The organism is Halalkalibaculum roseum (genome assembly GCF_011059145.1).
Classification (GTDB): Bacteria; Bacteroidota; Rhodothermia; order Balneolales; family Balneolaceae; genus Halalkalibaculum; species Halalkalibaculum roseum.
The window spans coordinates 221,434-247,374 of record NZ_JAALLT010000004.1 but is presented as its reverse complement, the minus strand read 5'-3'; the positions used below and the strand labels follow the sequence as shown (position 1 = coordinate 247,374).

Here is a 25,941-nt window from a genome sequence, read left to right as displayed (position 1 = left end):
TAAACCCCGAATAAATTAATAGAACTTGCAGGTGTTAGTGAGAGTGTGACGACTTACCAATAACTTGGTTACAAGTTTTAAAGCATACATCAGGGCAAGTCGAAAACTGTTTGATATTTTATGTGATGAATAATGTATCATCACTCATACAATGATGATTTTAGTTATCAGTGATTTTGGTGCTTAGTCATTTTCTGCTTTGACCGGAACCGGAATGAGACGAACCTGCAGGGTACTGATGACTTTAGCCGCCCACTGTTTCCGTGTCGGGTCCTTCTCTTCAATCCATTTCAGAAGCTTTTGAAAGAATTTAACCTCCGGTGAAGTCATGATGATACCGGTAAGCATAATCAGTGAACCGAATGGCAGGGGTGTGAAACTCACAAGTATTCCCAATAAAAAACAAAGCACTCCCAAAAGTGGACGAAACGTGTCATAAAACTTTAGCATGATGATATTTATTTTTATTTGTATCCCAAATTTTAAAACTCCTATGTACTGAAACCTAAGAGCACCAACGTTTTACATGTGACGACTCTCGGGTCGGTTGGTTACAATAATTAATTATACCGACCTGCAAAAGAACTATTACTGTATTCTAACTTCAAACCCGGTATTTTAGAAAATTGTAATAGAAGCCCTGATTAACTTCGCCAAGGGAAGGAATAAATTTGAATCCAGATTTAAGTTTCATCGTGAATCAAGCCGAACATGTTTTAATCCTGGGAATCGTTTGGCCGGAACCGAAATCTTCGGCGGCGGGACATCGCATGATGAACCTTATCCGGCTCTTTCAGGCAGAAGGCTGGAAGGTAAGCTTTGCCAGTCCGGCGGCACCCGGTGAGTTCAGTTCAAATTTGGATCAACTGGGAATTGATACCTACAATATTCAGGTAAACCGTTCAGAATTTGATCAATTTGTACAGGATTTAAATCCTACCATCGTTTTATTCGATCGTTTTATGATGGAAGAACAGTTCGGTTGGCGGGTTGCAGAACAGTGTCCGAAAGCGCTTCGTGTACTCGATACGGAAGATCTTCACTGCTTGCGGAGGACACGAGAGAAAGCAGTTAAAGAAGGCCGGTTATTTGAGACGAATGACCTGCTGGAAGAGGAGATATCCAAAAGAGAGATAGCAAGCATTTTAAGATCCGACCTGTCGCTTATAATTTCAGAATATGAAATGAATCTGCTTAGGGATCTATTTGATGTGGATTCGGAAGTGCTTTGCTACTTGCCCTTTATGGAAAATGCGATTGATGAGAACGCGACCTATGACGTGCCCGGATTTAAAGCACGTCGGCATTTTATTACCATTGGCAATTTCAGTCACAAGCCTAATCTTGATTCGGTAATATACCTTAAGCAGGAAATATGGCCGCTTATTCATCAAAAACTTCCCGAAGCGGAGATGCATGTATACGGGGCTTACCCCACTCAGCAGGTTGAACAGATGCATGACCCGGCAAAGCAATTTCACATTAAAGGAAGAGCAGACGATGCTGAGAGCGTGATAAAAAATGCCAGGGTCATGCTTGCTCCGCTGCGTTTCGGGGCCGGATTGAAAGGAAAGCTGCTGGAAGCGATGCGCTGCGGCACACCCAACGTGGCTACCGATATCGGTGCGGAGGGAATGGTATCAGAGCGAAGATGGAGCGGATTTATTGCCAACAGACCGGAAGTATTCGCCAAACGGGCTGTACAATTATACACAGACCCGGAAGAATGGAGAAATTCAGTAGATGCGGGATGTCATATTATCAACGAAAAATTTGCTGATACTTCCCATCACAACGACTTTATCAAAAGGTTGAAGATTATAAATCAAAACCTGGCGGAACATCGCAAGCACAATTTCACCGGTTCCATGCTGATGCACCATACCATGGCAAGCAGCCGGTACATGTCCCGTTGGATAGAAGAGAAGAATAAAAAGTGAAAACCGAAACCGGATTTTTCTACTTTCGTACTTAACAAATAACTTTTAATCAAAGAGTTCGATTCTTGAGATATCTATTTATAGATTTACTGTTTCTTTTATTATTTCTGCCCTCATTATCCTTTTCACAATCCAGCAACGACGACCCTATATCCGAATTTCAGATCGAGGCTTTTTCAGCAGATTTGGACTCATTGCGAAAGGCGAACCATATACCGGGACTGGCCGCAGCTATTGTGAAAGACCGAGAAATAGCCTGGTCAAATGGATTTGGGAGTTCTCATTTTGATACCGGTGATGGGGAAGTATTTAAAGCGGTAACGCCTGATACCCCTTTCTGGATTGCTTCGGTAACGAAAACTTTTCTCGGGCTTCTTTTTCTGCAGCTCGAAGAGCAGGGAGAGATTGATTTAAATGATAGGATCAACGAGATGCCGGGCTGGGACAATTTTTGCTCGTGGCTGGCTGGATCTGAAATAGTCTTTGGCCGTAATTTACATTGTGATGCTTCAATCACCATTCGCAATGTTTTAAACCATACGGTTAACGGTAAACCGGGAACCGGGTTCATGTATAACCCACTAATGTATTCACGACTATCACGGTATATAGAATATGTCTATGGAAATCCCATATCCGCAGCCGAAGGCCGCCACAATACGATGGCCCAGCTGGTACAGGAACATATTTTGGGTCCGGCAGGAATGAATCGGACCATGTCGAGTATGTGGCAACGCGATAAAGCGCTGGTGTATTTTGATATGTCCCAAGGATTTGAGTACAACGATGGGGAGTACGTTCGCCAAAGGCATATTGAACGGCATCTCGCAGGGGGCGCCGGTATAGTCTCAACTGTTGCTGACTTGGCAAAATATGATATAGCTCTTGACAGCGGCATCCTTGCTTCCGATTTGGTGATGGAAAAACTTTTTACTCCTGCTGTGGCTCCAGTCGGGACAACGCTTCCCTATGCGTTTGGATGGTATGTGCAGGAATATCGAGGAGAGAAGTTTATCTGGCATGCCGGCTGGGATGAAAAAGCCGGGTTTTCTGCGCTTTTCCTCAAGGTGCCTGAGCGGAATCTGACGTTGATTTTACTGGCGAATAGCGAAGGAATATGGTGGGGGAATCCGCTGGATGGGGCAGCGGTAGAAAAGTCGGAATTTGCCCGCCTGTTTATGGATCGGTTTGTTTATGGGGAAGAAAGATGAGTAATTAGGGAGGAGATTCAAGGATGTCATATAAATGACATAAAGATGACGTAAACATTGTCAATTCCTTTCAATAGATTTTGATAAGATAATTTTTTTAAAAAAATCAATTGAGATGATTTCGAAGGAAATTAAAGAGGTACGTATTCAGAAAGGATATTCTCAGGAAAAACTAGCTAAAAAATCGGATCTTAGTCTGCGTACCATTCAAAGGGTAGAAAATGGTGAAACTGAACCGAGAGGAGATACCATTAATCGAATTGCTGAAGCTCTTGGAGTGCCTGCAAATAAGTTAATAGGGAATCAAAAAGTTAAAGATAACAGTTATTTAACCTCATTACATATATCTGCTTTAAGTTTCTTACTGTTTCCACTATTGGGGATACTTATTCCAATCTTACTTTCGACTATTCAAAGAGATGAGAATTGGCATCTTACCGTAAATGCTAAAAAACTACTCAGCTTTCAAATAACCTGGAATATAGTACTCTTTGTAGGGCTATTGGGTTATCTGAGTTGGTGGAATTACAAAGTCGGTACCATAACTGTAGTAAGTCCATCTATAGTCAGCAGTATCTATATGCCATTATACCTACTGGTTGGCGGTTTATACCTGTATAATTTCATCGTTGTCAGTTTCAACATCATACAAGTAAGTTCAGGCAAAGAAGCTTGGTATAAACCCCGTGTTAATTTTATGTCATGAAAAGGTTAATGACAAGTAATGTTAAAATGGGTCTATAGAATAATTTCAATTGGTCTTAGGCTCATATCTTTTATTCATATTACTTATATAGTAAAATGATGATATTTATCTTCCCTATTAATTTTCGATAAGATTACATAATATAATTTACACCAGACCTGCCACGGGGAAGAGATACCGAGACAGGATGTGGCAGAAGTACTGGCTGAAGTTATGGAAAAACCACGAACGTCAGGTCTGGAACTTTCGCTAACCAAAGGTGAGACCCCTGTTAATCAGGCTGTAGAAAATGTGTTGCGGTTAGTAGAAGAACACTAAGATAATGATCTTAAAACTGTTTTAATCAGACCTGCCGGGTATTTTTAAAAGGGAAGTTCGTCATCCACATCGAAAATCTCTTCGCTGGGACTCGGTTCTGTTTTCTGTGTGTCTTCACCGCCTTTACCGGGCATGGATGTGGTACCTTGCTCGGATGCTTTTTCAATTTTCCAGGCTTTGACATCTGTATACCAGTTTCCGTTATATTCACGACTCTGAATGTCGATGTGAGCCACGACCTCTTCCCCCTTCTGAACATCAGCTTTATCAATGCTATCGCCCCACTGGGTGATACAGATCTGCTTGGGGTAATCTCCGTCGGTTTTAAGGATAAAATCACGCTTGCGCCAGGGTCCGTTTTTACTTTCTCCTGACTTCTCTTCAAGTATCTGTTCTACGGTGCCTTTGAGTTGTAAATCCATTGGGTGTTAATCTTCTGCTGATTAATAAATTCTTTGATGTCTTGTATGCCGAACCGGATTCCAATAGGAGTGCAGGCGATCTAAGTGGCAAAATGTCTTGTAGCAATTTATTCTTAGGTGCAGGCCTGCCTTTCCGATAAAATTTGAGGCATAATATAAGTAAAAAAATAAAGGATTAAGAGGCCGACCTTTACCTTGTTGAATGAATAAGTTATGTAACTTAACTCTTCACAGGGGGATGCAGCAACAGAAGCGTAAGCAGTGCATTTCTTTGCAGGGTTTCCGTAAGGAAAATTTTTTCGTGGTAGGCGTGTGCTCCTTCTCCTACTGCACCCAATCCGTCGATGGTGGGAGAGTAAAGATTGCTTAGATTACCGTCGGATGCTCCTCCTGATACGCCCTCATGAAGGTTAAGATCGAGCTCTTCCCCCAGACTCTGTGTAATATTCCACAACTTCTCATTGGCTTCGTTCTTCTCAAGTGGGGGGCGGCGGATATCACCGGATACCTCCAGTTTAACACCTTCTATTTCAGGTTTTAAGTTGTAAATTTCCTCTTTGATGCGTTTCCCATCTTCCTTGGTCGGGACGCGAACATCCACGATAGCTTTGCTTTTTGCTGCTATTACGTTAGTACGTTCTCCACCTTCTATGGTACCGACATTCACACTCACGCCGTTTTGGGGATCATTGAGCCGAAACAACTGCTGGACAATGTGAGAAAGTCCAAGTATGGCGCTGACTCCTTCCTCAGGTGCCAGTCCAGCATGGGATGGTTTTCCTTTAATGGTGATAGTAAACTCCCCGATACCCTTTCTGCGTGTTTTGATTTTTCCTTCGGTTCCGAGAGCAGGCTCCAATACCAATGTGCGCGACGCCTTTTTGGCTTCTTCAATAATCAGCGACTGCGATTCTTCACTGCCGATCTCCTCATCTGAATTGATCAGGAAAACCGGCTGAACGGGTAGATCTTTTTTCAGGTATTGAATAGCCCGAAGGGCGAATATCATCATACAGAGTCCGGACTTCATGTCAAAAACGCCGGGACCGAATACCTGGTCTTCTTCTACCCTGAATGGCATGTCCTTGATGGTTCCCATGTCCCAAACCGTATCGCAATGACCTATGACCAGCTGTGTGGGCTCTTTGGGGTCAAAATTTGCAGGTTTGCACAAGAGGTGTCCGGCCGTCTCCCGGCCCGGGATATGTTCAACGCGGTACTGCAGTTTTTCAAACTCTTTGGTCAGCAGCGAAAGGATATCGGAAAACCGGTCAGGTTCATTCGAGGGTGTTTCCATCTCTACCAATGCTTGCAGTACACCCAGGAAATCCTCCTTATGATTCTCAAAATACCTGTTCAGCTCTTTGGCTCGTTCAGTCATCAGTAGAATCTATCTTTTAAAATCCTCGGGAAAGGGAAAGGCGTTACTTTTCCGAATTTTGCTGAATCGATCGGGATGCAGGTAAGCCAGCAGGGGTGAATCGTAAACAAGCTGGGCGCCATCAAAGTTTTTGCTCTCTCTTCGGATGGCATCCTCATTGACACAGGCTGCAACGACTTCTCCTATTACCAGTTCCCATTCTCCGAACTTTCCCAAAAATTGGGAGAGCTTGCATTCGAGATTGAAGTATGAATTTTCCAGAAATTTGCCCTCGATCTCAGTGGCATCGGTCATCGGAATTTTCTTCAGTATGGGCTTGCTGTCGTCTTTTTCACGTCGGGAAGCCGAAAGGCTGGAAATGACAACCTGGTCAGGGCGGGGAAAGCTTACCGTAAAAACCTTCTCTCTTTCTACATTCCGGTAGGTACTCTTACGCGGGGTTCCGATGAAGCCAAAATACTTGCTGAAACCCATGGGCATGGCCATATGCTTGGGAGCCATGTTGAATGAACCGTCGGGTTCTTTGCTGCCGATGATAACCAGAGAGTGTACGGTGTAAATACGGTTCCACATCTCATCATCGACCGAAATCTTAATCATATTTGAGTTTTTATTGTCACCCATAATATCAGCTTTTGGTTTCGGTAATGGTATAATTCAATTGCCAGATATCACTCAGTTCCAGTATTTCAAGAATCTCGAACAGAATATCGGGAGGATTTATCAGCTTCAGTGTTTTACCCGATTTGTCCCAATGATACATAAATATCACCGCTTCACTGTCCAGGATTTTACAGTTGCTGAAGTCAATTTCCAGATTTTCAATTTCTTTTGTAGTACGACTTTCAATCTTGTATCGCGTAAGGATGTCGAAGTTATTCAGCAGGGTAACTTTGAGTGTGTCCTTACTTTTACGAGATTCAATGATACTCATCGGCAATCAGTGTCTTAATTTTTTCCCCGAACTCAGAATAGATTTCAATCAGCTCTAAATCCAGCTCCGAATATACTTTCTGCAGTCTAAGATAATGCGATTGTTTGTGAAATAAGGGGGTTAACCCGGAATAGATAAAACCAAGGTCTTTCATCCCATCAAACTGCTCAGGAGTAGCGGCATTTTGCAGGGGAAGATCAAGGAATATGGCATTGAGATCTTCCTGTTTTTTGAGACTTGTCATCATTTCAGAGAGTACCGTTACAAAATCAGGACCATACTTATTTACCACCAGCAAGGAGGTTGAGTCGGAATAGTTAATGGAGAGATCAATATCTGACTTTTGAGCCATTCTATAATTGCTACTGTTACTCGCTCGGATGGGGATGTTCAATTCCTTAAAGGTATCCGTTATGATATCACAATATTTTGCCGGCATATAAACCGTAACTTCCTCGGGGATGAAAAGAGGAAGGAAGTCAATGACCACTGAAACCGACTGGGGATAATCTTCATTGAAGCCGGTAAAAATCACATTTCGGGTATCTGCCAGCATGAGGGCAGTGGTTATGAAATTGTATTTATTATTAACTTTTTGACTCACCGGATGGTTGGTCACCGCTTTTCCATAAAGACCTGCCAGCTTTTGATCCCTTGCCATTTCAATCAGGCGTTTCATCATGTTACTCATAATACCCCGCTTACGATATCCGGGAGACACTACCGCCTCACCTACTTCACCGATATTGGAGTCGGATTTTTTGAGTACGGCGAAATAACCTAAGGACAAGCCGTCATCATCCCTGACAATAACACCCAGTTTCTCTTTTCCCAGGAGGGTTTCCTCGATTTTCTTCGGATAATAGAGCTCTTCCTTGCTATAGGTATATTTATAGGTTCGGTAGATGAGTTTGGCTATGTCTTCGGCATCGGAGGGAGCTACTTGCTGATAGTTAAAATTATCCGCCTGCAGATCGGGTTTTTCAATTTCTTCAGCAGTTGGCTCCTTTGGTTTTTCTGCCCGCGACCGTTCAAGCATCCTGTCGATGCTCTGTACGTCAATCTCCTTGGAAAGGTGAAACTCCTTTCCTTCCTTGCCCTTGTTTACAAAGACAAACTCATCGCAAAACCGGCGAATCAATCGGAATCCTGCGCCTTCAAAATCTCCTACCTCGCGCATCTTATTGCTGTCATATCGGTGCCGGTCCGGATCAAATGGTTCGCCCACCTCGCTGACAATGATTTCTACGTTGGTGAGATTATGTCGATAGGAAATTTCGAAATGGGCGTTGCTCTCAGTTGGATAGGCAAAAAGTATGATATCGGTGATTAGCTCACTCAGGGCAATGGTGAATTTGATGGCTTGCTGATCTTGTACCCCGCAGTTCAAACACCAGGTATAGGTAAAATCACAAATGGGACTTATAAACTGCTCGTCTATGGCTATGTTAAACTGGGCATCCATCCTTGATTATGAAGCGTTATTACCAGTGTATAATGGCATTCTATTAAAATTTTCGAACTGCCCGTGTAGGGGTTTTTACGCTCCCTGTACAGAAGTCATTTTTACAACTGCATCATATTCCCCATAAAGAGTCCGCGATAAATGAGATAAATGCCAAAAATCACGGCAAGTACCGGTACTGCTTTATTTATTCGCCTGCGCATTTCAATGCTGAATAAACCCGGTGCCAGTGACATCGCCATCATTGCCGGGAAAGTTCCCAAACCGAACAGTATCATATAAACTGTACCGCCAAGTACGGTTCCCATAGTCAGAGAACCGGCCAGCCCTATGTAGACAAAGCCGCAGGGAAGCAACCCATTTAAAATCCCTATTGTAAAAAGTGTGGAAAGACCACTTTTCTTAAAAAGTTTACCGATTTGTTTCTTTAAATGATCATAGAAAGTGTGAGCTCCCAGTTTGCTTTTGATGGCACGAAAATAGCTGCTTTTCAGGAGCACCGAGGCTATAATGATAACTCCCAATACTACCGATAACCCTTTTTGGAAACCGGCCACGGCTATAGATTGACCGATCAGTCCGAAGATGAGGCCCATCAGCGCATAGGTTACTATACGTCCGGTATTGTAGAACGCCCTTCCCGAGATAAGTTTAAATGTCGACCCCCCGGATCCCGGCAGGGCCAGGGCAATAGGACCACACATGCCAATGCAGTGAAAACTGCCGAAGAAACCTATTGCCAATGCGGTCCATATTTCCATCTTATAAAAAGATACTTTCTTCTTTAAAATAGTTTTGCCCGTTGCTCGACCAGCTTACTTTTACCAGCCATTTTCCCCGGGCCAGGTTTTGGCTGCTGATTTCCTGAATCCCGTTTTGGTTCAGATTCAGGTCAATTTTTTGATCCATGGAAGAATCGTTGGGCCGGTATAGTTCCACGGTTCCCTTCAGGTTATCCAGGGCCAAACTATTCGGGAATTGCAATCTGACCATTCGGTCACCGGGCATCAGCTTAATTTGAACGGGCTGGCTCATGGCAGAGGCCTGCTCAACCCGGTCTATATGTTCCTGATAATTCACAGCTCTTTCGTAGTGATTTTCGGTTACCATGTGGTAGTCGAGACTGACCACGTAAGCGACAACGGAAAGAGTGGATATGATAAAAAGTACAATGGCCACGGTAATGCCTTTGCCCCAATCCCAGCTGAAGCCGCTAGGTTTATCCTTTTCTGATTGTTTATTCATAGTATTAATTTTCGTTTTGAAGTTCAGGACCTATGAAACCGGATGTGACAGTCTCCACCAGCTCTCCGTCGGCATAGATATTGAATGTAAGTTCGGTTTGAGCTCCCTCCAACTCGTCTCTGGGGAGAATGATCAGGAAGCGTCCCTGAGTAGAACCCTGGGGAGGTACCGATTTGAAATTTCCTAGTGGGTTCAGTTCCCCTTCCGGGCTTTCAAGGTCAATCTCATAATTTACGGTATCGAAGGTCTTGTTAATCACCCTGAGCTCATAAATGTTGCTATACTTATTATCAGGGAGAGTCTGGAACAGGGTGCCGGGTTGACGAAGTATGGATGTTTCGGTGTCGGGTCGCATACTTAAGAGGGTAAAAAAGGTGATAAGCAGTACAGCTAATATTCCGCTGTACCCCGCAACACGGGGCGTAAGAATCTTATCTTTATCTTTTCTGATGGCGTTTTCAGAAGAGTAACGAATGAGCCCTCTTGGCTTATCAATCTTTTCCATGACATCATCACAGGCGTCAATGCATGCCGTGCAATGCACGCATTCCAGCTGGGTACCGTTGCGGATATCGATTCCCATGGGACAAACCTTTACACACTGGTTACAGTCAATGCAATCACCGAAGTCGGTAATGGGTGACACTCCCAAATCCTCAACGGTAGCTTTTCTGCCCACATCGTTTCTTTCAGAAACCTTGCCCCTTGGCTCGCCTCTTTTATAATCGTACATCACGTTGATAGAGTTATTGTCGAGCAGTACCGACTGCATTCGACCGTAGGGGCAAATGAAATGACAGACCTGTTCACGTAAAAAAGCGAATACTCCGTAGAACACCCCGCTGAAAATTGTTATCGCGGAGAGTCCGGCAAGGTGCTGGGAGGGAGGATCGGTAATTATGGTAAACAGTTGATCCTTTCCGATAATATAGGCTAGAAAGAGGTTGGAAATCAGGAAAGCCATACCGAAGAAGACGCTGTGTTTGAGGCCTTTCCGCCAGATCTTGTTCCAGTTCCAGGGAGATCTGTTCAACCTGATCTGACTTGAACGGTCTCCTTCAATCCAGTACTCCACTCGCCTGAATACCATTTCCATAAATATGGTCTGGGGGCAAGCCCAGCCACACCAAAGCCGACCGAAAATGGCCGTAAAAAGTACGATGAATACGATAAACGCAAGCATTCCGAAGAGCAGTAGGTGTAGGTCCTGGGGCCAGAAGGCCATGCCGAAGATCACAAATTTTCGTTCCAGAAAATCCAGCAGCAATAAGGGCTGGCCATTAACGGTAATAAAAGGCCCGGAAAAGAAAAATAGCAGCAGCAGTACGGCTACTATATTCCTTGCCTTGTAAAATCTACCGCTCGGCTCTTTAGGATAGATCCAGTTTCGTTTTCCTTCTTTGTTTACGGTTGACAAATGATCTCTGAAGGAATCTTGATCTATCCGTTTATCTTTATCTACGGACATTATTTGGGGTATTTCTGTGACCCTGAACAGAGTTCAGGGTCATAAATTTATGAAATTATGATTCTGATGAAGCTAATGGACCTTCGGTACAGGGCTGGGCTCGATTCATATCCGCTGCTTTGGCTCCGTCGGGTTCGGTGCCTTGCAGGGAAGCAATATAGCTAACCAGTTGCTGAACCTGTTCATTGCTCAGCTTCGAACCGCTGCCGTAGGGCAGCATACCCATGTCGGGGTACCCGTTGATGATGCTGGATGCAATATCTTGCGGCTGGCAGCCGTGCATCCAGTACTCGTCAGTCAGGTTCGGTCCTACCAATCCCTGACCGTTGTTACCGTGACAGGTAAAGCAGAGCTGGTTGGGATTCATGTAGAGTTCCCTGCCGGCTTCTATATCCGATTCATCATTACTTATTGTCCAGGTGAAACTTTCAACCGGGTCTTCCTGCTCCTGTGAACCGAATCGGGCTTCTGCAGCCGCCATTTCCTGCTGGTATTCTTCGTGCTGGGTGGGTCCCCATCCCAATACCTGGTAATAGAGCATATAACCCACACCGAAGGCGATGGTAAAATAGAACAGCCACAGCCACCAAACCGGCATATGATTATCAAGCTCACGGATGCCGTCGTATTCGTGATCCAGCAGCTTATCCTTCTCGTCGTCAAATACTTTCATGATATTTTATGTTTGTGATTATCAATTGGATCGTCTGACTCCAGAGGCAGACGGGAGACATCTTCGAAATGTGACTTTCCTTTTTTTACCAGGTAGATGATCAACCCGATAAAAAAGCCCAGGAAGAGTACCAGTGATATGCTGGGGAAAATGCCAATCCCTTCTATTGATCGTAAAACCTCTTTATACATGTCGACTTTTAATTTTGTGCCTTCTGTTCTAGCATGCCTGTTCCCAGAACCTTGCTGGATGGCAGCTCTTCAAAAGGATTATTATTGCCTTTGATATCGATTCCGAGACGCTGCAGGTAAGCGATAATGGCTATAATCTGCTTGTCAGAGGTGATTTCAATGCCTCCCACCTCTTTGAAACCGGCTTGATGCAGTCCCTGTGTAATCTCGTCAGCCTGGGCCTTCAGATCTTCCAATGCCTGGTCTTCATAGCCTTCGGCATAGGGGACGCCCACAGCGCGTAGGGCGGAAATCCGCTCGTCGATGGTCTCCATATCCATCTCCTGGCTAAGCAGCCATGGGTAAGCGGGCATAATGGAGCCCGGGGAAGTCGAGTTAGGATCATGCATGTGGCGCAGGTGCCAGGAGTCGGGATACTTGCCACCGGAGCGATGCAGGTCGGGGCCGGTACGTTTGGAACCCCATAGGTGAGGGTGGTCGTACACAAATTCTCCCGCTTTGGAATACTCCCCATACCGTTCGGTCTCCGAGCGGAAAGGACGTATCATCTGCGAGTGACAGTTATTACATCCCTCGGCGATATAGATATCGCGTCCTTCAATTTCCAGCGGGGTGTAAGGCTTGACGCTTGAAATGGTCGGTACGTTGGAATCAACGAGTGCCGTCGGCACGTATTCAATTATACCGCCGATCAATATCACTACAAGGGTCAGGGCAGTAAATTGCACCGGTCGGCTTTCCAGTCTACGGTGCCATTTCTCATTGCTGTTTCCGGCAGGATCCGCAATCGGTTGTGCCTGATCCTCTTCAGCCGCAACAAACTGTCCGCTCTTGGCTGTACGATACAGGTTGTAAACCGCAAAGCAGGCACCGATGATGAACAAGGTGCCGCCAAAGGCTCTGAGCGCATACATAGGAATAATCTGCTGTACTGTTTCCAGGAAGTTTGGATAAGCGAGCAGACCTTCGCTGGTAAATTCTTTCCACATGAGGCTTTGAGTGATTCCACCCCAGTACATGGGGATCACATAGAAGACTGCACCCATAGTAGCAAACCAGAAATGTACATTGGCCAGTTTGATGGAGTACAAGTCGGTTTTGTAAATGCGTGGTGTGATATAGTAAAGCATGGCGAATGTCAGGCCACCGTTCCAAAGCAGGGCACCGAGGTGTACATGACCGATAATGTAATCGCTGTAGTGCGCAATAGCATTGACATTGGCTATAGATAGCATCGGCCCTTCGAATGTGGACATGCCATAAGCGGTGATACCCACAACCAGGAATTTAAGAACCGGGTCCTCGCGAACTCGATCCCAAGCTCCGCGAAGAGTTAGTAAGCCGTTAAGCATACCGCCCCATGAGGGTGCAATCAGCATCAGGCTGAAGACAGTGCCAAGTGCCTGGGCCCAACCCGGAAGTGCCGTATAGAGCAGGTGGTGCGGACCGGCCCAGATGTAGAGAAAAATCAACGACCAGAAGTGGACAATAGAGAGCCGATAGGAAAATATCGGACGATTGGCTGCCTTGGGGATGAAGTAGTACATGATCCCCAGGAAGGGTGTGGTAAGAAAGAAGGCCACCGCATTATGCCCGTACCACCACTGAACCAGGGCATCCTGAACGCCGGCATATACCGGGTAGCTCTTGAGGATGGTAGCCGGAACCTCTATAGAGTTAACAATATGGAGTACGGCCACGGTGACGAAAGTAGCGATGTAAAACCAGATAGCCACATAAAGATGCCGCTCTCTTCTTTTCCAGATTGTCATCAGCATGTTGATGCCGAAGATGACCCATATTACTGCAATAGCAATATCAATAGGCCATTCCAGTTCGGCGTATTCCTTACTGGTTGTGATACCCAGAGGAAGGGTAAATACGGCAGAAAGAATAATTGCCTGCCAGCCCCAGAAGTTTATTTTGCTTAGTGCTTTGCTCCACATTTCTGCTTTACACAGCCTGGGCAGGGAATAGTATACACCATAAAATATGGCGTTACCTGCAAAAGCAAAGATTACCGCATTGGTATGTAGCGGTCGCAGTCGCCCGTATGAGAGCTCCGGTATGAAGCCGAGAAAATCCGGATAGATTAGTTTCAGGGCCACGGTAAGACCGACGAGGAACCCGATGATACCCCAGAAGACTGTCGCTATCCCGAACTTCTTGACTATATCATTGTCGTAATAAAAAGTATCTACAGCCATTAATCGTTATTTGTTTTAGTTGTGTTTGTTGATTGTTCTTTTGTATTTGATGTATGTTTGTCGAATAAAATGCGAATGGACGGTGTGTAAGAATCGTCGTACTGCCCATCTTTAACTGCCCATATGAACAGGCCGAGAAAGATGAGTGCCACCAGTAAGCTGAATCCGATTAGCAGAAATATCACTTCCATGTCAGTAACCCCGTATTTTTAGCGGCCAGATGCGTTCCCGCAGTTGTGAAGATCATGATACTGATTGAGCTGAGAGGCATCAGTATGGCGGCGACCAGCGGTGAAAGCTGTCCTGCTACTGCGAAACTTAATCCGACAATATTGTAAAGCAGCGAAAGCCCAAAGCTCAGCTTAATTACCCGTATGCTGGCTTGGGAAAAATCGAGAAACTGATTCATCTTACTCAAAGAGTTACCGTCGAGAATGGCATCGCAAGCCGGGGTGAATGCACTGATATTGTCTGTGAGGGCAATACCGAAATCGCTTTGCCGCAAGGCACCGGCATCGTTTAGACCGTCTCCGATCATAATGACATTACCGCCATCCTCCTGGAGACTGCGAATAAAATCCAGCTTCTGCTCAGGACTTTGTTCAAAGCGCAGAGCATGGGCCGGAAAATAGGGTTCGAACTGCTTCTGTTGTGAATCATTATCACCCGAAATCAGATAGGTTGATAAGCGTTCTTTGAATCGATCCAGCATCTCCTCCATACCGCTACGATAACTGTTAGCTATCTCAAACCATCCTTTCCAATGGCCGCCAATAGCAATATGAACCACAGAGACAGCTCGCCCGGCGGCTGTTTCCGGAATAGTATCTTCTTTTAAATGAGATGCGACAAAAGATTGTGAACCAAGCCTGAGTTGAATGCCATTTATTTCAGCAGATATTCCTTTGTTTACGGTTTCTTCAAAATGGGAAACATTACCAAGATCTTTTTCTTCCAAGCCGGCAGCAATCTTCTGGCTAAGCGGGTGGATGGAGTGTTGAGCTGCTGACTTGATCATTGCTTTCTCATGCGATGTCAGAGGTGTTCCATGGAAGGTTACATCCGCATTATCTGCCTCTGTAAGTGTGCCCGTTTTATCAAATACGATAGAAGAAGCCTTTGCCAGCTTTTCAATCACTTCAATTCCTTTGATATAGAGTCCGTTTCTGGAAAATATGTTTAGGGCCGAACCCAGTGTAAAAGGTGTAGAAAGTGCCAGGGCGCAAGGACAGGCAATAATCAATACGGCCGTGAAGACCGTGATGGCCATTTCCACACTAACCGGCCACCAGAGCAGTCCGGCGGTTATGGCGATCATCAATACAGCCAGGGTAAAATGTGGACTAATTCTATCTGCCAAAGAGCTAACAGCCGGTCTTTGGATTGAATCATCAAATGCTGAATCATTCCACAATTTTGTGAGGTAGCTGTTGGAGACCTTCTTTACGGTTTGCATGGTGGCCGCAGGACCGATGATTTTTCCGCCGGCATATATAGTTTCTCCTTCGGTAATCTCAACCGGCTCCGATTCACCGGTTATAAAGCTGTAGTCAACAAAGCACTTTTCCGATTGCAGTTCGGCATCAGCGGGTACCAGCTCGCGATTTCTGATAATGAGAGTAGTGCCTTCCTCCAACCTGTCTATAGATTGGGTTCGCTCATTCCCGTTCTCATCCTGAACGGTAACGGAAATGGGGAGGTATGACTTGTAGTCGCGGTCGAAGGAGAGCCGTTCATATGTTTTCTTCTGGATCATGCGACCGATGAGTAGAAAAAATACCAGTCCTGTCAGGGAGTCCATGTATCCGGCTCCTATCCCGGTGCTGATTTCATAAACACTGCGCGAAAAGAGAGCCAGTATACCCATTGATATGGGGACATCGAGATTGATGCCTCCCTGGCTAATGGCAGCCCAGGCTGATTTCAGGTAATCACCGGCGCTATAAAACAGCACGGGAATTGCGAGCAGTATGTTTAGTATGCCGAACAGGGTATGAAATGAACCCTGGTTGTTCAAAGTAGAGCCGGAAAGATATTCCGGAAAACTGAACAACATGATGTTGCCAAAGGCAAAACCTGCCACTCCCATTTTCAGCCACAACTTTCTGTCGGGGGAGGGTGATTTCTTGCCATCAAGTTTTTCAAGGCGTAATTCCGGCTCGTAGCCTATAGAGGCCAAAAGCTCCACAATGGATCGGAGCCCGGTTTCATCATCTCTGAAAGAGATACTGATTTCCCGTTTCATGAAATTCACAGAGCTCTTCGTAACACCTGGATCTAGCTTGTATAGGTTCTCCAACAGCCATACACATGACGTACAGTGTATATTGGGGATGTAAAAAGAGACGGTCCGGTAATTGTCGTTCTTAAAATCGGTGAGCTTTTCAATAACTTGCAGGTCGTCGAGGTAGTCAAAACGTCCTGAGTTCGTATACTTTTTAAATGAAATGCCGGGCTGACTTTCAAGACAGTAATAGGTGTTGAGTTCATTTTCGTCAAGAATCTCATAAACCATTTTACACCCACTGCAACAGAACGCTTTGTCATCTATATATACCGTACCCTCCCTACAGTCTTCACCGCAGTGAAAACATGCTGTCCGTTGATCTGTGAGAGTATCTGTATTCATAGTTTTGATGAAGTACTTAGGAGTATTGAAGTCTTAAGTGAAACCAGGCGTCAGACATCGACTCTTCAACTTCCAGAAAGCTCGTGTTGCTCAGCCACTCCTGAATTTTTATTCGCTCTGCCGACCAAAATTCATGAAAGGGACAAGGTTCAATATGACCGCATCCCTCGATACCCAAAAAACATTTCTTAAAAAATTCGGTGCCATCTATCGCTTCTATCACATCCATCAAAAATATCTCTTCGGGTGCTTTTGCGAGATATACCCCGCCTTTGAGTCCCCGTTGTGATTTCAGTATACCCGAGGGTTTGAGTTTGGAGAGCACTTGGGAGAGATAGGCTGCCGGACAGTTCAACGGCTTTGCGAGATCCGCAGCTGAAACGGTTTGGCCTTTAGGCTGTTTGGAAAGAGCAATGATTGCAGAGATAGCGTACTGCGCACCCTGGGAGATTAATTTCATCTACGGAACCGACATTTTTATTAATCTAATAGCACTATTCGAATATAAGACTTCGATTTTAAGGGAGATTATATTTAGAAGCAATATGGATTGGCTTAAATTTTAAGTTTGAGTGAAAAAAAATATTGAAAAAAATTTTGCAGTTATTTCAAAGCATCCTTAAATTAAGACAAAAGACTCTTATATATTAAATAGACATCATGCTGTTATCAAAGTCATGCGTTTACGGGTTGCGGGCTTCCCTGTTCCTGGCGTCGAACCGGGATCAGGATTATGTCTCTATCCGCGAAATGAGTGACAAGCTGAATATCTCATTTCACTTCCTCACTAAAATCTTGCAGCAACTTTCTGCCGCCGGATTGATGGAATCATATAAAGGACCCAATGGGGGAGTGCGATTGACTAAGTCAGGTTCACAGGTCAACCTGTTTGAGATAATCGCAGCGATCGATGGTGTAGAAGTCTTTACTGAATGTGCCTTGGGATTGCCGGGTTGTGGTACTGAAAAGCCTTGCCCTTTGCACGACAAATGGGCCGACGCCAGAGACGGTATTAGGAAGATGCTGGAGGAAACCGACCTGGTGGAATTGGCAAAAAAGGGAAAGAAACAGAATCTGAGGATTACGGCCGACGGAAGTTTTGAATGGGAATAGGCACTAAGATGGCTTTCGTCAATTACATAAGGTCTGGTAAAACTAACAATAGGTTATAATTTGCTACGAATTGGTTGAGTACTAAGAGATTAATGAAACTGAAACAACTAATAATAAGATAAAATACTCTTAAATATTTAATAGAATGAAAAATATAGTTGCACATATAACAGGAATAATCATTTCAGGCATGCTTCTGCTGGCGGGCTGCGGCGGCTCAGGAAATGGAGGCGAACAGCAAAACGCATCTGCTCAGGAGTCATCCGGGCTTACTGAGTTTGAACAGCAGCATGGCGTGGGACCGGTAAATGAAGTCGTTGAGGTCGGAGAAATCAACAGTGAAATGGTAGAGACGGGCAAGGAGATTTTTCGAACCAAATGCTCAGCCTGCCACAAAATGGATCAAGGCTATGTAGGTCCCCCGCTTGGTGATGTTCTTGAGAAAAGGACACCAACCTATGTCATGAATATGATACTGAACCCTGTAGAGATGACTAAGAAGCACCCTGAGGCAAGAAAGATGCTTCAGCAATATATGAATCAGATGACATTTCAGAATGTGAGCAAGGAGGAAGCCCGGGCCATTGTAGAGTACCTGGCTTCTGTACAATCCGACAAACAAAACGAACAGAATAACTAAGCTAACTTTAACAAAAGGTAAATTATGAAACTAGCAAACTTCAAATCACTTCTATGGGGTTTACCGGTGATAGTCATTCTCAGCATGCTGATGTACGGCTGTCCATCCCAACAACAACTTGGTGCCAACGCCGATGCAGCACAGAAGGTATATGTAGCACCGGGCGAGTACGATGAATTTTACGGATTCATGTCGGGTGGATACAGCGGTCAGCTTAGTGTTTATGGCATTCCCTCCGGCAGACACCTGTATACAATTCCTGTATTTTCGCAGGAAGCAACCAATGCTTACGGCTACTCAGAAGAGTCCAAGCCGATGCTGAATACCACTCATGGATTCGTACCATGGGGCGATTCCCACCATCCCGAACTTTCCCAGACCGATGGAGTGCCAGACGGACGCTGGATATTTATCAACGAGAATAATACCCCGCGAGTGGCGCGCATCAATCTGAGCACCTTTACCACGGATGAGATTATTGAGATCCCGAATTCTGCCGGGAACCATGCTTCTTCCTTCGTAACACCGAATACCGAATACGTTTCTGCAGCTACTCGTTTCAGCATTCCAATGGATGATGAAAACCTTAACAATGAAGATGTGCCCATCAGTGAATACTCTGAGCATTTCAAAGGAACTCTATCCTTTATCAAAGTCGGTGATGATGGAAAGATGGGTATTGATTTCCAGATCCTGGTACCGGGATTTGACTATGACCTGTCACATGCCGGCAAAGGTCCGTCAGACGGATGGTCGTTCTTTACAAGCTACAACAGTGAACAGGCTCATACACTATTGGAAGTTAATGCATCTAAAAATGACAAGGACTTCATTGCTGCTGTTAACTGGCGAAAAGCCGCTGAATATGCAGCTGCGGGTGAAGGACGTATGGTAGAAGGAGAGCACTATCGCAACTATGTAGATCATGACACTCATACAGCCAAGAGCGAATTGATTGAAGAAGTTCGTGTACTTGATCCTCGTGAGCTGGAAGGGTTGATCTATTTCCTTCCAACCCCCAAATCACCACACGGTGTGGATGTCGATCCTTCAGGACAGTATATCGTAGCGGGAGGTAAGCTTTCTACGGTGATTCCGGTACACTCATTCGAAAAAATGATTCAGGCTATTGAGAACGAGGAATTTGAAGGTGAGATAGACGGCATACCCGTGCTAAATTACGACGCTATTCTCCATGGTGAAGTTGAAAACCCGGGTTTGGGTCCGTTGCACACCGAGTTTGATGACCGTGGCAATGCGTACACTACAGCATTTATCTCCTCGGAGATTGTAAAATGGGATCTGGAGACAACCCAGGTGCTTGACAGAATCCAGACCTATTATTCACCGGGACACCTGATGATTCCGGGCGGTGATAGCCAGAAGCCATGGGGCAAATACTTGGTAGCCTTGAATAAGATAACCAAAGATCGCTATCTGCCAACCGGTCCGGAACTGTTCCATTCAGCTCAGCTGATTGATATTTCAGGTGAAAAGATGAAGTTGTTGCTGGACTTCCCCACTGAGGGTGAGCCGCACTATGCTCAGGCAATACCGGCCGACCTGGTGAGACCTAATCAGACCCAGTTCTATAAATTGGAAGAAAATAATCACCCGGATGCCGTGAAAGGCGAAGATGAAACAAGGGTAGAGCGGGATGGAAACGAGGTTCATATTTATATGAGCACCATCCGTACCCACTTTGCACCCGACAATATTGAGGGTGTAAAGGTTGGAGATAAGGTGTACTTCCACATCACCAATCTGGAACAGGATTGGGATATCCCACACGGTTTTGCTGTGAAAGGGATGAATAATTCCGAACTCCTCATCATGCCGGGAGAAACCCGCACCATTGTATGGGAGCCTAAAAAAGTTGGTGTGATACCATTCTATTGCACCGACTTCTGTTCGGCCTTGCACCAGGAGATGCAGGGATATATCAGAGTTTCCCCTGAAGGTTCAGACGTAGAAATCGCCTACGGAACAGGTCAATAATTTGACCTCAATCCTTGTGGAGGGGGATGTGAAAGTTCCCCTCCTCTTTATAAAAGTAAATTGAATTGTAGAATGAGGTCAAAATGAAGACAAAGCACAGAATCACGATGGCGATTGCGGCTTTATTGCTAATAGCGCTCTATTTCTTACCTATTTGGAGCATCTCGCTGGAAGCCCCGCAGTACCCGGAAGGAATAGGCCTGAATATTCATATTCATACCATTGAAGGAAAGCAACCTCAGGATCTGCAAAATATCAACGGTTTAAATCACTACATAGGCATGAAGAAAATTGAGCCAGATTCTATTGCTGAACTTAAGTATATGCCGCCTATCATTGCCTTCCTGATTGTGACGGGATTGGTTGTGGCCATTTGGGGCAACAAAAAGTGGGTAATGACATGGCTGATACTCTTTATGCTTCTGGCAGTAGCAGGGTTAGTCGATTTTTATCTTTGGGAGTATGATTATGGCCATAACTTGAATCCAAATGCAGCCATCAAAGTGCCCGGTATGACCTATCAGCCACCACTGATTGGAAGTAAAGCCCTGCTCAACTTTAATGCCGTTTCTCTGCCTCATACAGGTTTCTTTTTTGCATTGGCATCCATGGTCCTGGCCGGACTGGTATGGTGGCGGGAAAGAGTCGAAGGAAAAGACGAAAAAAATTCATAGATCGCTACCTTAGAATAGATGAGAAAACTTAAAAGCATATCGATCAGTGCAATTGTCGGAATGCTGGCTTTATTGACAGCATGCAGTCAGAAGCCGGATGAGGTTCATTATGGAAGTGATGAATGTGCGCATTGCAAGATGATGATTACCAATAACCGATTTGCTTCCCAAATAGTAACCGATACCGGAAAGTCAATAAAATTCGACGCTATTGAGTGCCTGGCCGATTACACCGAAGAGCATAAATCAGAACTGAAAACCGCCAAGATGTGGGTCAGTGATTTTAACAATCCCGGTTCGTGGATTGAAGTGGGCAAAGCAAACATAGTAAAAAGTGAAGTAGTAAAAAGTCCGATGGGAGAGTCCCTGCTGGCTTTTGAAAACGAAGATGCAATGAACGAACATCTGTCGGAGTATCCGGGTGAACCGGTTGCATGGCAGAGCATCGTTAAATAACAGCCGATAACGGTTGAATATTAAGGATTGAACATTATGTGGGCGAATATAAAACAGATACTATTCCTGTGCGGAATAATGGCAATAGCGCAGCTTTCTTCTGCACAAGATATCACGGTATCCCCGAATGGAGATATTTCCAGTCTAACCGAAGCGGTAGCAGTAGCGGATTCCAATAGCACGATCATACTTACTGAGGGTATTTATACCGAACGCAATATCACCATCAACAAGCCGCTGACCATTGAGGGTAGCGGCAGGGCCATTATTGATGCTGAAGGTGAGGGGTATGTGCTGATTGTGCGTTCCGATAATGTGACCTTAAAAAACATTGAAGTGAGAAATGCCGGCATCAGTTTCATGGAAGATAACGCCGGCATTCTGTATGAAAAGGTTAAGGGGGGACTGATAGAAAACGTGACGCTGACAGATAATTTCTTTGGTATCTATCTATCGAACACATCAGATACCATCATCAGAAACAATATCCTGACCGCTTCTTCGAAACGGGAGACCCAGTCGGGTAATGGCATTCACCTCTGGTATAGCAAGAATATCACCATCGAAAAAAATACCGTGAGGGGCCACAGAGACGGGATTTATTTTGAATTTGTTGAAGATGTCACCATCAGGGACAATCTCAGTGAGGAAAACTTGCGTTACGGTCAGCATTTTATGTTTTCTGATCGCTGTGTATTTACCAGAAACACATATAGGAACAACGGTGCGGGGGTGGCCGTAATGTATACCGACCAGGTAACCATGACGGAAAATAATTTTGAAGACAACTGGGGGTCGGCGGCATACGGGCTGTTGATGAAAGAGATCAGAGAGAGTGAGGTCTATAACAATCGCTTTGAAAATAATTCCGTCGCTCTTTACATGGAAGCGTCCAGCCGCAATCGCATTAAACAAAATGAGTTTGTCAATAACGGGTGGGCTGTAAAGGTCATGGCTAACTCAATGGACAACCAATTTGTGAGAAATAACTTTGTTGAAAACAGTTTTGATGTGGCTACCAACAGCCGTCAGAACTTTAACATCTTTAACCGGAACTACTGGAGTCATTACGAGGGCTACGACCTCGACAGGGACGGTGTAGGCGACGTACCCTATCGTCCGGTACGGCTTTTCTCAATTATCATTGAAAAGCAGCCCGAAGTGCTGGTTTTGATGCGCAGCATGCTGATTGGCATACTGGATGCAGCAGAACGTCTTATGCCGGTATTGACTCCGGAAGAGCTGGTAGATAAAAAGCCGCAAATGGCAAGAATACAATGATACATATTCAAGGATTGAACAAAAGTTTTGGCAGCCTGCAGGTGCTCAATGATTTGACGCTTAAGATTCCTGAGGGTCAGGCTACCGGTATTGTAGGTCCTAACGGGTCAGGCAAAACCACACTGATCAAACACCTGCTGGGATTGGTTAAACCGGATGAAGGATCTATTGAGATTAATGATATCCGGCTCAACGGCACCTATGCATACCGCAAAGATATCGGTTACATGCCTCAGATGGCTCAATATCCCGAAAATATGAAGGTTCGTGAATTGATTGATTTCATCATCAAAATTCGTGGGGAAGAGCCGGTATTTGAAAAAGAGCTTATTGAACTTTTCGAGCTGGAGAAGGAGATGAACAAGGCCCTGAGAACATTATCCGGCGGCACCAAGCAGAAAGTGGGCGGTTTGATTGCCCTGATGTTTGATCCCTCTATTCTGATACTGGATGAACCAACCGCGGGTTTGGACCCCAAATCAAGCTTCCGGTTCAAGCAATGGATAAAACGGGAAAAAGATCGAGGCAAGACTATCCTGTTGACAACGCACATCATGAGTGAAATTGAAGAGCTGGCTGATTACCTGGTACTATTGGTAGAAGGCAGGGTGCGTTACCACGGAAAGCAAAGTGAATTTATTAGCGATAATGAAGAGCAGCGTCTGGAAGGAGCTGTCGCAAAAATACTTGAGGATACAGCAGCATGAAAGCACTGACTATAATTTCATACCAATGGAAAGATTTATTCCGTGATAAATGGCTGATCGGCTATGCACTGATCTACCTTGTATTGACTGATGCATTGATTCGCTTCGGCGGAGGAGGGCCGAAAGCCCTGATGAGTCTCTCCAACATCATGCTATTATTTGTTCCGCTGGTGAGCCTGATTTACGGAGTGATTTACCTGTACCAGTCCCGTGAGTTTGTAGAACTGTTACTGGCCCAACCTTTGGATAGAAAGAGTTTATTTGCAGGATTGTACGGTGGGTTGGCCATACCGCTCTGCCTGGCCTTTGTGGTCGGCGCGGGGTTACCGCTATTCTATTCGGGCGCGTGGATAGAAGCCGGCTGGGCAACTATTGGCACGGTATTTGGTCTTGGTATTGCACTTTCGTTGATCTTTGTGGCCATAGGGTACCTTTTCGGATTGAAGTACTTCCACGAAAGGGTCAAGGGTTTTGGATACGCATTGCTGAGCTGGCTCTTCCTGGCGGTTCTATACGACGGATTGATCCTGCTGGTGGTAAGCACCTTTAGCGATTACCCGCTTGAGAAAGCAATGATCGGGATGTCGATCATCAATCCCATAGACCTGGCCAGAATAGGTGTGCTGCTTAACTTTGATATCTCTGCTTTGATGGGATATACGGGAGCGGTATTCAGCCGGTTTTTTGGCAGTTACCTGGGACTTTTAGTATCCATAGGCTTTTTGATGCTTTGGGTGATATCACCGACCTGGCTGGGATTGCGACTGTTTAATAAGAAAGATTTTTAAATGGAATACAGATAAAACGGAGGTGACTGATTGCTGCGGATATATTATTATTGTAAATAATCTGCAGCGATCAGCTTTGCCCGTAAAATCTGTGTTCTATAATACATGATGATTATGGAAGAAGTTAGTCTGGATCTTATCAAGAAATACAATGTTCAGGGTCCGCGATATACCTCGTATCCTACAGCAGTGCAATTCAAGGAAACGACGGAAAGCGGACGCCGAAAACTTTTAAGCTACCTGGAGAAGCACAATCGTACTGCGCGCGAGATTTCCCTCTACTTCCATATCCCGTTTTGCTTTTCGCTATGCTGGTACTGCGGGTGTACAAAAGTAATCACCAGGGATAGGGATCGCGGTGACCTCTATCTCGATTACCTGGAAAGGGAGATGGACATCATTTCCAGTCTGTTACATTCGGATTCAAAAGTAATTCAAATTCATTTCGGAGGGGGGACCCCCACTTTTCTGAAGCCGGAACAGCTGCTGCGTCTGGGTGAAGCCATTCAAAGTCGATTTATCCTTACCGAATCCACGGAGTTCGGTGTTGAAATTGATCCCCGCCGCTGCAGCAAAGAACATATTAAGGCGCTTCGGGATATCGGTTGCAATCGCGCCTCGCTGGGCGTTCAGGATACCAATGAGGAGGTGCAGAAAGCCATTCACCGGATTCAGCCTTTTGAGCAGACGCTACAAGTGGCGGAATGGCTCCGACAGTCGGGAATAGACTCCATGAACTGTGATCTGATCTATGGACTACCACGTCAGACTCTAGATATGTTCAGGCAAACCATGGATGATGTACTGAAACTGAAACCTGACCGCCTGGCCGTGTACAGCTATGCGCATATACCAAGGCTTATGCCTGCCCAGAAACTTCTCAATGAAGATGAGATGCCCGGCACGGATGAAAAACTCGCCATGCTGCGGTTGGGAATATCCTACTTCACCGAAAACGGCTATCGTTTTATCGGTATGGATCATTTTTCACGTGAGGATGAAGAGCTGGCCAAAGCTATGGACGACGGATCCTTACAGCGCAATTTCCAGGGATATAGTACTCATTCCGGGGCCGACCTGTACGCTTTCGGAATGTCTGGCATATCAAACGTAGGCGACTACTATTGGCAGAATAACAAGCAGCTCGACGATTACTATGAGGCATTGAATACCCAAACCTTGCCGGTGGCTAAAACATTGCAGCTTTGCAAGGACGACAAGATCAGGAAAGATGCAATTATGCGAATTATGTGCAGGATGGGCCTCTCATTTAATGAAATGGAGGAAAAATGGGGCATAGTTTTTGAAGAGTATTTTAGTGATAGCCTGCAAAGACTGGCTTCGTTACAGAATGATGGATTTGTACAAATAACTAAAAATGAAATCAGGATTACCGAACAGGGGCGACTTTTTCTGCGAAATATTGCAATGTGTTTCGACCGGTATTTACAGGCAGCGAAAAAAGACAGCTCATTTTCAAAAACCGTATAGAGG

General features: G+C 45.1%; 27 protein-coding genes. 12 read left to right on the top strand and 15 right to left on the bottom strand.

The window, feature by feature from the left end; all coding sequences use genetic code 11:
• Nucleotides 1-183: 183 nt before the first annotated feature.
• Nucleotides 184-450, bottom strand: a complete 267-nt coding sequence (locus G3570_RS13005; protein WP_165143060.1) for a hypothetical protein — start codon at nucleotides 448-450, stop codon at nucleotides 184-186.
• A 245-nt stretch (nucleotides 451-695) separates the two neighbouring features.
• Between G3570_RS13005 and G3570_RS13000 the strand changes: the two genes are divergently transcribed.
• The 3 genes from G3570_RS13000 (at nucleotide 696) to G3570_RS12990 (ending at nucleotide 3,857) form a co-directional block, all read left to right on the top strand.
• The gene (locus tag G3570_RS13000; protein WP_165143058.1) at nucleotides 696-1,940 is read left to right on the top strand and encodes a glycosyltransferase; all 1,245 of its coding nucleotides are present in this window, start codon (nucleotides 696-698) and stop codon (nucleotides 1,938-1,940) included.
• Between the two features lie 65 nt (nucleotides 1,941-2,005).
• A complete protein-coding gene (locus tag G3570_RS12995; protein ID WP_165143056.1) occupies nucleotides 2,006-3,151 on the top strand; it encodes a serine hydrolase domain-containing protein in 1,146 nt (381 codons plus the stop codon).
• Between the two features lie 115 nt (nucleotides 3,152-3,266).
• Nucleotides 3,267-3,857, top strand: a complete 591-nt coding sequence (locus G3570_RS12990; protein WP_165143054.1) for a helix-turn-helix domain-containing protein — start codon at nucleotides 3,267-3,269, stop codon at nucleotides 3,855-3,857.
• 362 nt (nucleotides 3,858-4,219) lie between these two features.
• Here the strand turns inward: G3570_RS12990 and G3570_RS12985 are convergent, their stop codons facing one another.
• From G3570_RS12985 to G3570_RS12920, 14 genes are all read right to left on the bottom strand, one after another.
• The gene (locus G3570_RS12985; RefSeq protein ID WP_165143052.1) at nucleotides 4,220-4,597 is read right to left on the bottom strand and encodes a DUF3127 domain-containing protein; all 378 of its coding nucleotides are present in this window, start codon (nucleotides 4,595-4,597) and stop codon (nucleotides 4,220-4,222) included.
• Between the two features lie 220 nt (nucleotides 4,598-4,817).
• Nucleotides 4,818-5,978, bottom strand: a complete 1,161-nt coding sequence (locus G3570_RS12980) for a M20 family metallopeptidase (protein ID WP_165143050.1) — start codon at nucleotides 5,976-5,978, stop codon at nucleotides 4,818-4,820.
• Nucleotides 5,979-5,987: 9 nt separating this feature from the next.
• Nucleotides 5,988-6,602, bottom strand: coding sequence for a flavin reductase (locus G3570_RS12975; RefSeq protein ID WP_165143048.1), 615 nt, complete (start codon nucleotides 6,600-6,602; stop codon nucleotides 5,988-5,990).
• Nucleotides 6,603-6,606: 4 nt separating this feature from the next.
• Complete coding sequence (locus tag G3570_RS12970; RefSeq protein WP_165143046.1) at nucleotides 6,607-6,912, bottom strand: STAS domain-containing protein; 306 nt, start codon at nucleotides 6,910-6,912, stop codon at nucleotides 6,607-6,609.
• Nucleotides 6,899-8,377 carry a GNAT family N-acetyltransferase gene (locus tag G3570_RS12965; RefSeq protein WP_165143044.1) on the bottom strand — a complete coding sequence of 493 codons (1,479 nt, stop codon included), beginning with the start codon at nucleotides 8,375-8,377 and terminating at the stop codon, nucleotides 6,899-6,901. The genes G3570_RS12970 and G3570_RS12965 overlap by 14 nt, the downstream gene beginning before the upstream one ends.
• A gap of 101 nt (nucleotides 8,378-8,478) precedes the next feature.
• Nucleotides 8,479-9,138, bottom strand: a complete 660-nt coding sequence (locus tag G3570_RS12960; protein WP_165143042.1) for a sulfite exporter TauE/SafE family protein — start codon at nucleotides 9,136-9,138, stop codon at nucleotides 8,479-8,481.
• A 1-nt stretch (nucleotide 9,139) separates the two neighbouring features.
• Nucleotides 9,140-9,622 carry a FixH family protein gene (locus tag G3570_RS12955; protein WP_165143040.1) on the bottom strand — a complete coding sequence of 161 codons (483 nt, stop codon included), beginning with the start codon at nucleotides 9,620-9,622 and terminating at the stop codon, nucleotides 9,140-9,142.
• 4 nt (nucleotides 9,623-9,626) lie between these two features.
• Nucleotides 9,627-11,090 carry a cytochrome c oxidase accessory protein CcoG gene (gene ccoG, locus G3570_RS12950; RefSeq protein ID WP_165143038.1) on the bottom strand — a complete coding sequence of 488 codons (1,464 nt, stop codon included), beginning with the start codon at nucleotides 11,088-11,090 and terminating at the stop codon, nucleotides 9,627-9,629.
• Between the two features lie 55 nt (nucleotides 11,091-11,145).
• Nucleotides 11,146-11,763 (bottom strand): cbb3-type cytochrome c oxidase N-terminal domain-containing protein, encoded by a 618-nt coding sequence (locus G3570_RS12945; protein ID WP_165143036.1) that lies wholly within the window; start codon nucleotides 11,761-11,763, stop codon nucleotides 11,146-11,148.
• A complete protein-coding gene (locus G3570_RS12940) occupies nucleotides 11,760-11,954 on the bottom strand; it encodes a cbb3-type cytochrome oxidase subunit 3 (RefSeq protein WP_165143034.1) in 195 nt (64 codons plus the stop codon). Before G3570_RS12940 ends, G3570_RS12945 begins: the two co-directional genes overlap by 4 nt.
• 8 nt (nucleotides 11,955-11,962) lie before the next feature.
• Nucleotides 11,963-14,161 (bottom strand): cytochrome-c oxidase, cbb3-type subunit I, encoded by a 2,199-nt coding sequence (ccoN, locus tag G3570_RS12935; protein ID WP_165143032.1) that lies wholly within the window; start codon nucleotides 14,159-14,161, stop codon nucleotides 11,963-11,965.
• A complete protein-coding gene (gene ccoS / locus G3570_RS12930; protein WP_165143030.1) occupies nucleotides 14,161-14,352 on the bottom strand; it encodes a cbb3-type cytochrome oxidase assembly protein CcoS in 192 nt (63 codons plus the stop codon). The genes ccoN and ccoS overlap by 1 nt, the downstream gene beginning before the upstream one ends.
• Nucleotides 14,343-16,790, bottom strand: a complete 2,448-nt coding sequence (locus G3570_RS12925) for a heavy metal translocating P-type ATPase (RefSeq protein ID WP_165143028.1) — start codon at nucleotides 16,788-16,790, stop codon at nucleotides 14,343-14,345. The genes ccoS and G3570_RS12925 overlap by 10 nt, the downstream gene beginning before the upstream one ends.
• A gap of 16 nt (nucleotides 16,791-16,806) precedes the next feature.
• Nucleotides 16,807-17,250 (bottom strand): RrF2 family transcriptional regulator, encoded by a 444-nt coding sequence (locus G3570_RS12920; protein WP_165143026.1) that lies wholly within the window; start codon nucleotides 17,248-17,250, stop codon nucleotides 16,807-16,809.
• Between the two features lie 200 nt (nucleotides 17,251-17,450).
• Between G3570_RS12920 and G3570_RS12915 the strand changes: the two genes are divergently transcribed.
• From G3570_RS12915 to hemN, 9 genes are all read left to right on the top strand, one after another.
• Nucleotides 17,451-17,903 (top strand): RrF2 family transcriptional regulator, encoded by a 453-nt coding sequence (locus G3570_RS12915; protein ID WP_249067090.1) that lies wholly within the window; start codon nucleotides 17,451-17,453, stop codon nucleotides 17,901-17,903.
• 145 nt (nucleotides 17,904-18,048) lie between these two features.
• Nucleotides 18,049-18,543, top strand: coding sequence for a c-type cytochrome (locus G3570_RS12910; RefSeq protein ID WP_165143024.1), 495 nt, complete (start codon nucleotides 18,049-18,051; stop codon nucleotides 18,541-18,543).
• A 24-nt stretch (nucleotides 18,544-18,567) separates the two neighbouring features.
• Nucleotides 18,568-20,541, top strand: coding sequence for a Sec-dependent nitrous-oxide reductase (gene nosZ / locus G3570_RS12905; protein WP_165143022.1), 1,974 nt, complete (start codon nucleotides 18,568-18,570; stop codon nucleotides 20,539-20,541).
• Between the two features lie 83 nt (nucleotides 20,542-20,624).
• A complete protein-coding gene (locus G3570_RS12900) occupies nucleotides 20,625-21,215 on the top strand; it encodes a hypothetical protein (protein ID WP_165143020.1) in 591 nt (196 codons plus the stop codon).
• A gap of 18 nt (nucleotides 21,216-21,233) precedes the next feature.
• A complete protein-coding gene (locus G3570_RS12895) occupies nucleotides 21,234-21,671 on the top strand; it encodes a nitrous oxide reductase accessory protein NosL (protein ID WP_165143018.1) in 438 nt (145 codons plus the stop codon).
• 36 nt (nucleotides 21,672-21,707) lie between these two features.
• Nucleotides 21,708-22,952, top strand: coding sequence for a nitrous oxide reductase family maturation protein NosD (locus tag G3570_RS12890; RefSeq protein ID WP_165143016.1), 1,245 nt, complete (start codon nucleotides 21,708-21,710; stop codon nucleotides 22,950-22,952).
• Entirely contained in the window at nucleotides 22,949-23,659 is a 711-nt protein-coding gene (locus tag G3570_RS12885; RefSeq protein WP_165143014.1) for an ABC transporter ATP-binding protein, read from the top strand. The genes G3570_RS12890 and G3570_RS12885 overlap by 4 nt, the downstream gene beginning before the upstream one ends.
• Nucleotides 23,656-24,447: an ABC transporter permease subunit gene (locus G3570_RS12880; protein ID WP_165143012.1), complete on the top strand. Its 792-nt coding sequence runs from the start codon at nucleotides 23,656-23,658 to the stop codon at nucleotides 24,445-24,447. The genes G3570_RS12885 and G3570_RS12880 overlap by 4 nt, the downstream gene beginning before the upstream one ends.
• Nucleotides 24,448-24,561: 114 nt before the next feature.
• Nucleotides 24,562-25,938 carry an oxygen-independent coproporphyrinogen III oxidase gene (gene hemN, locus G3570_RS12875; protein WP_165143010.1) on the top strand — a complete coding sequence of 459 codons (1,377 nt, stop codon included), beginning with the start codon at nucleotides 24,562-24,564 and terminating at the stop codon, nucleotides 25,936-25,938.
• Nucleotides 25,939-25,941: the final 3 nt, after the last annotated feature.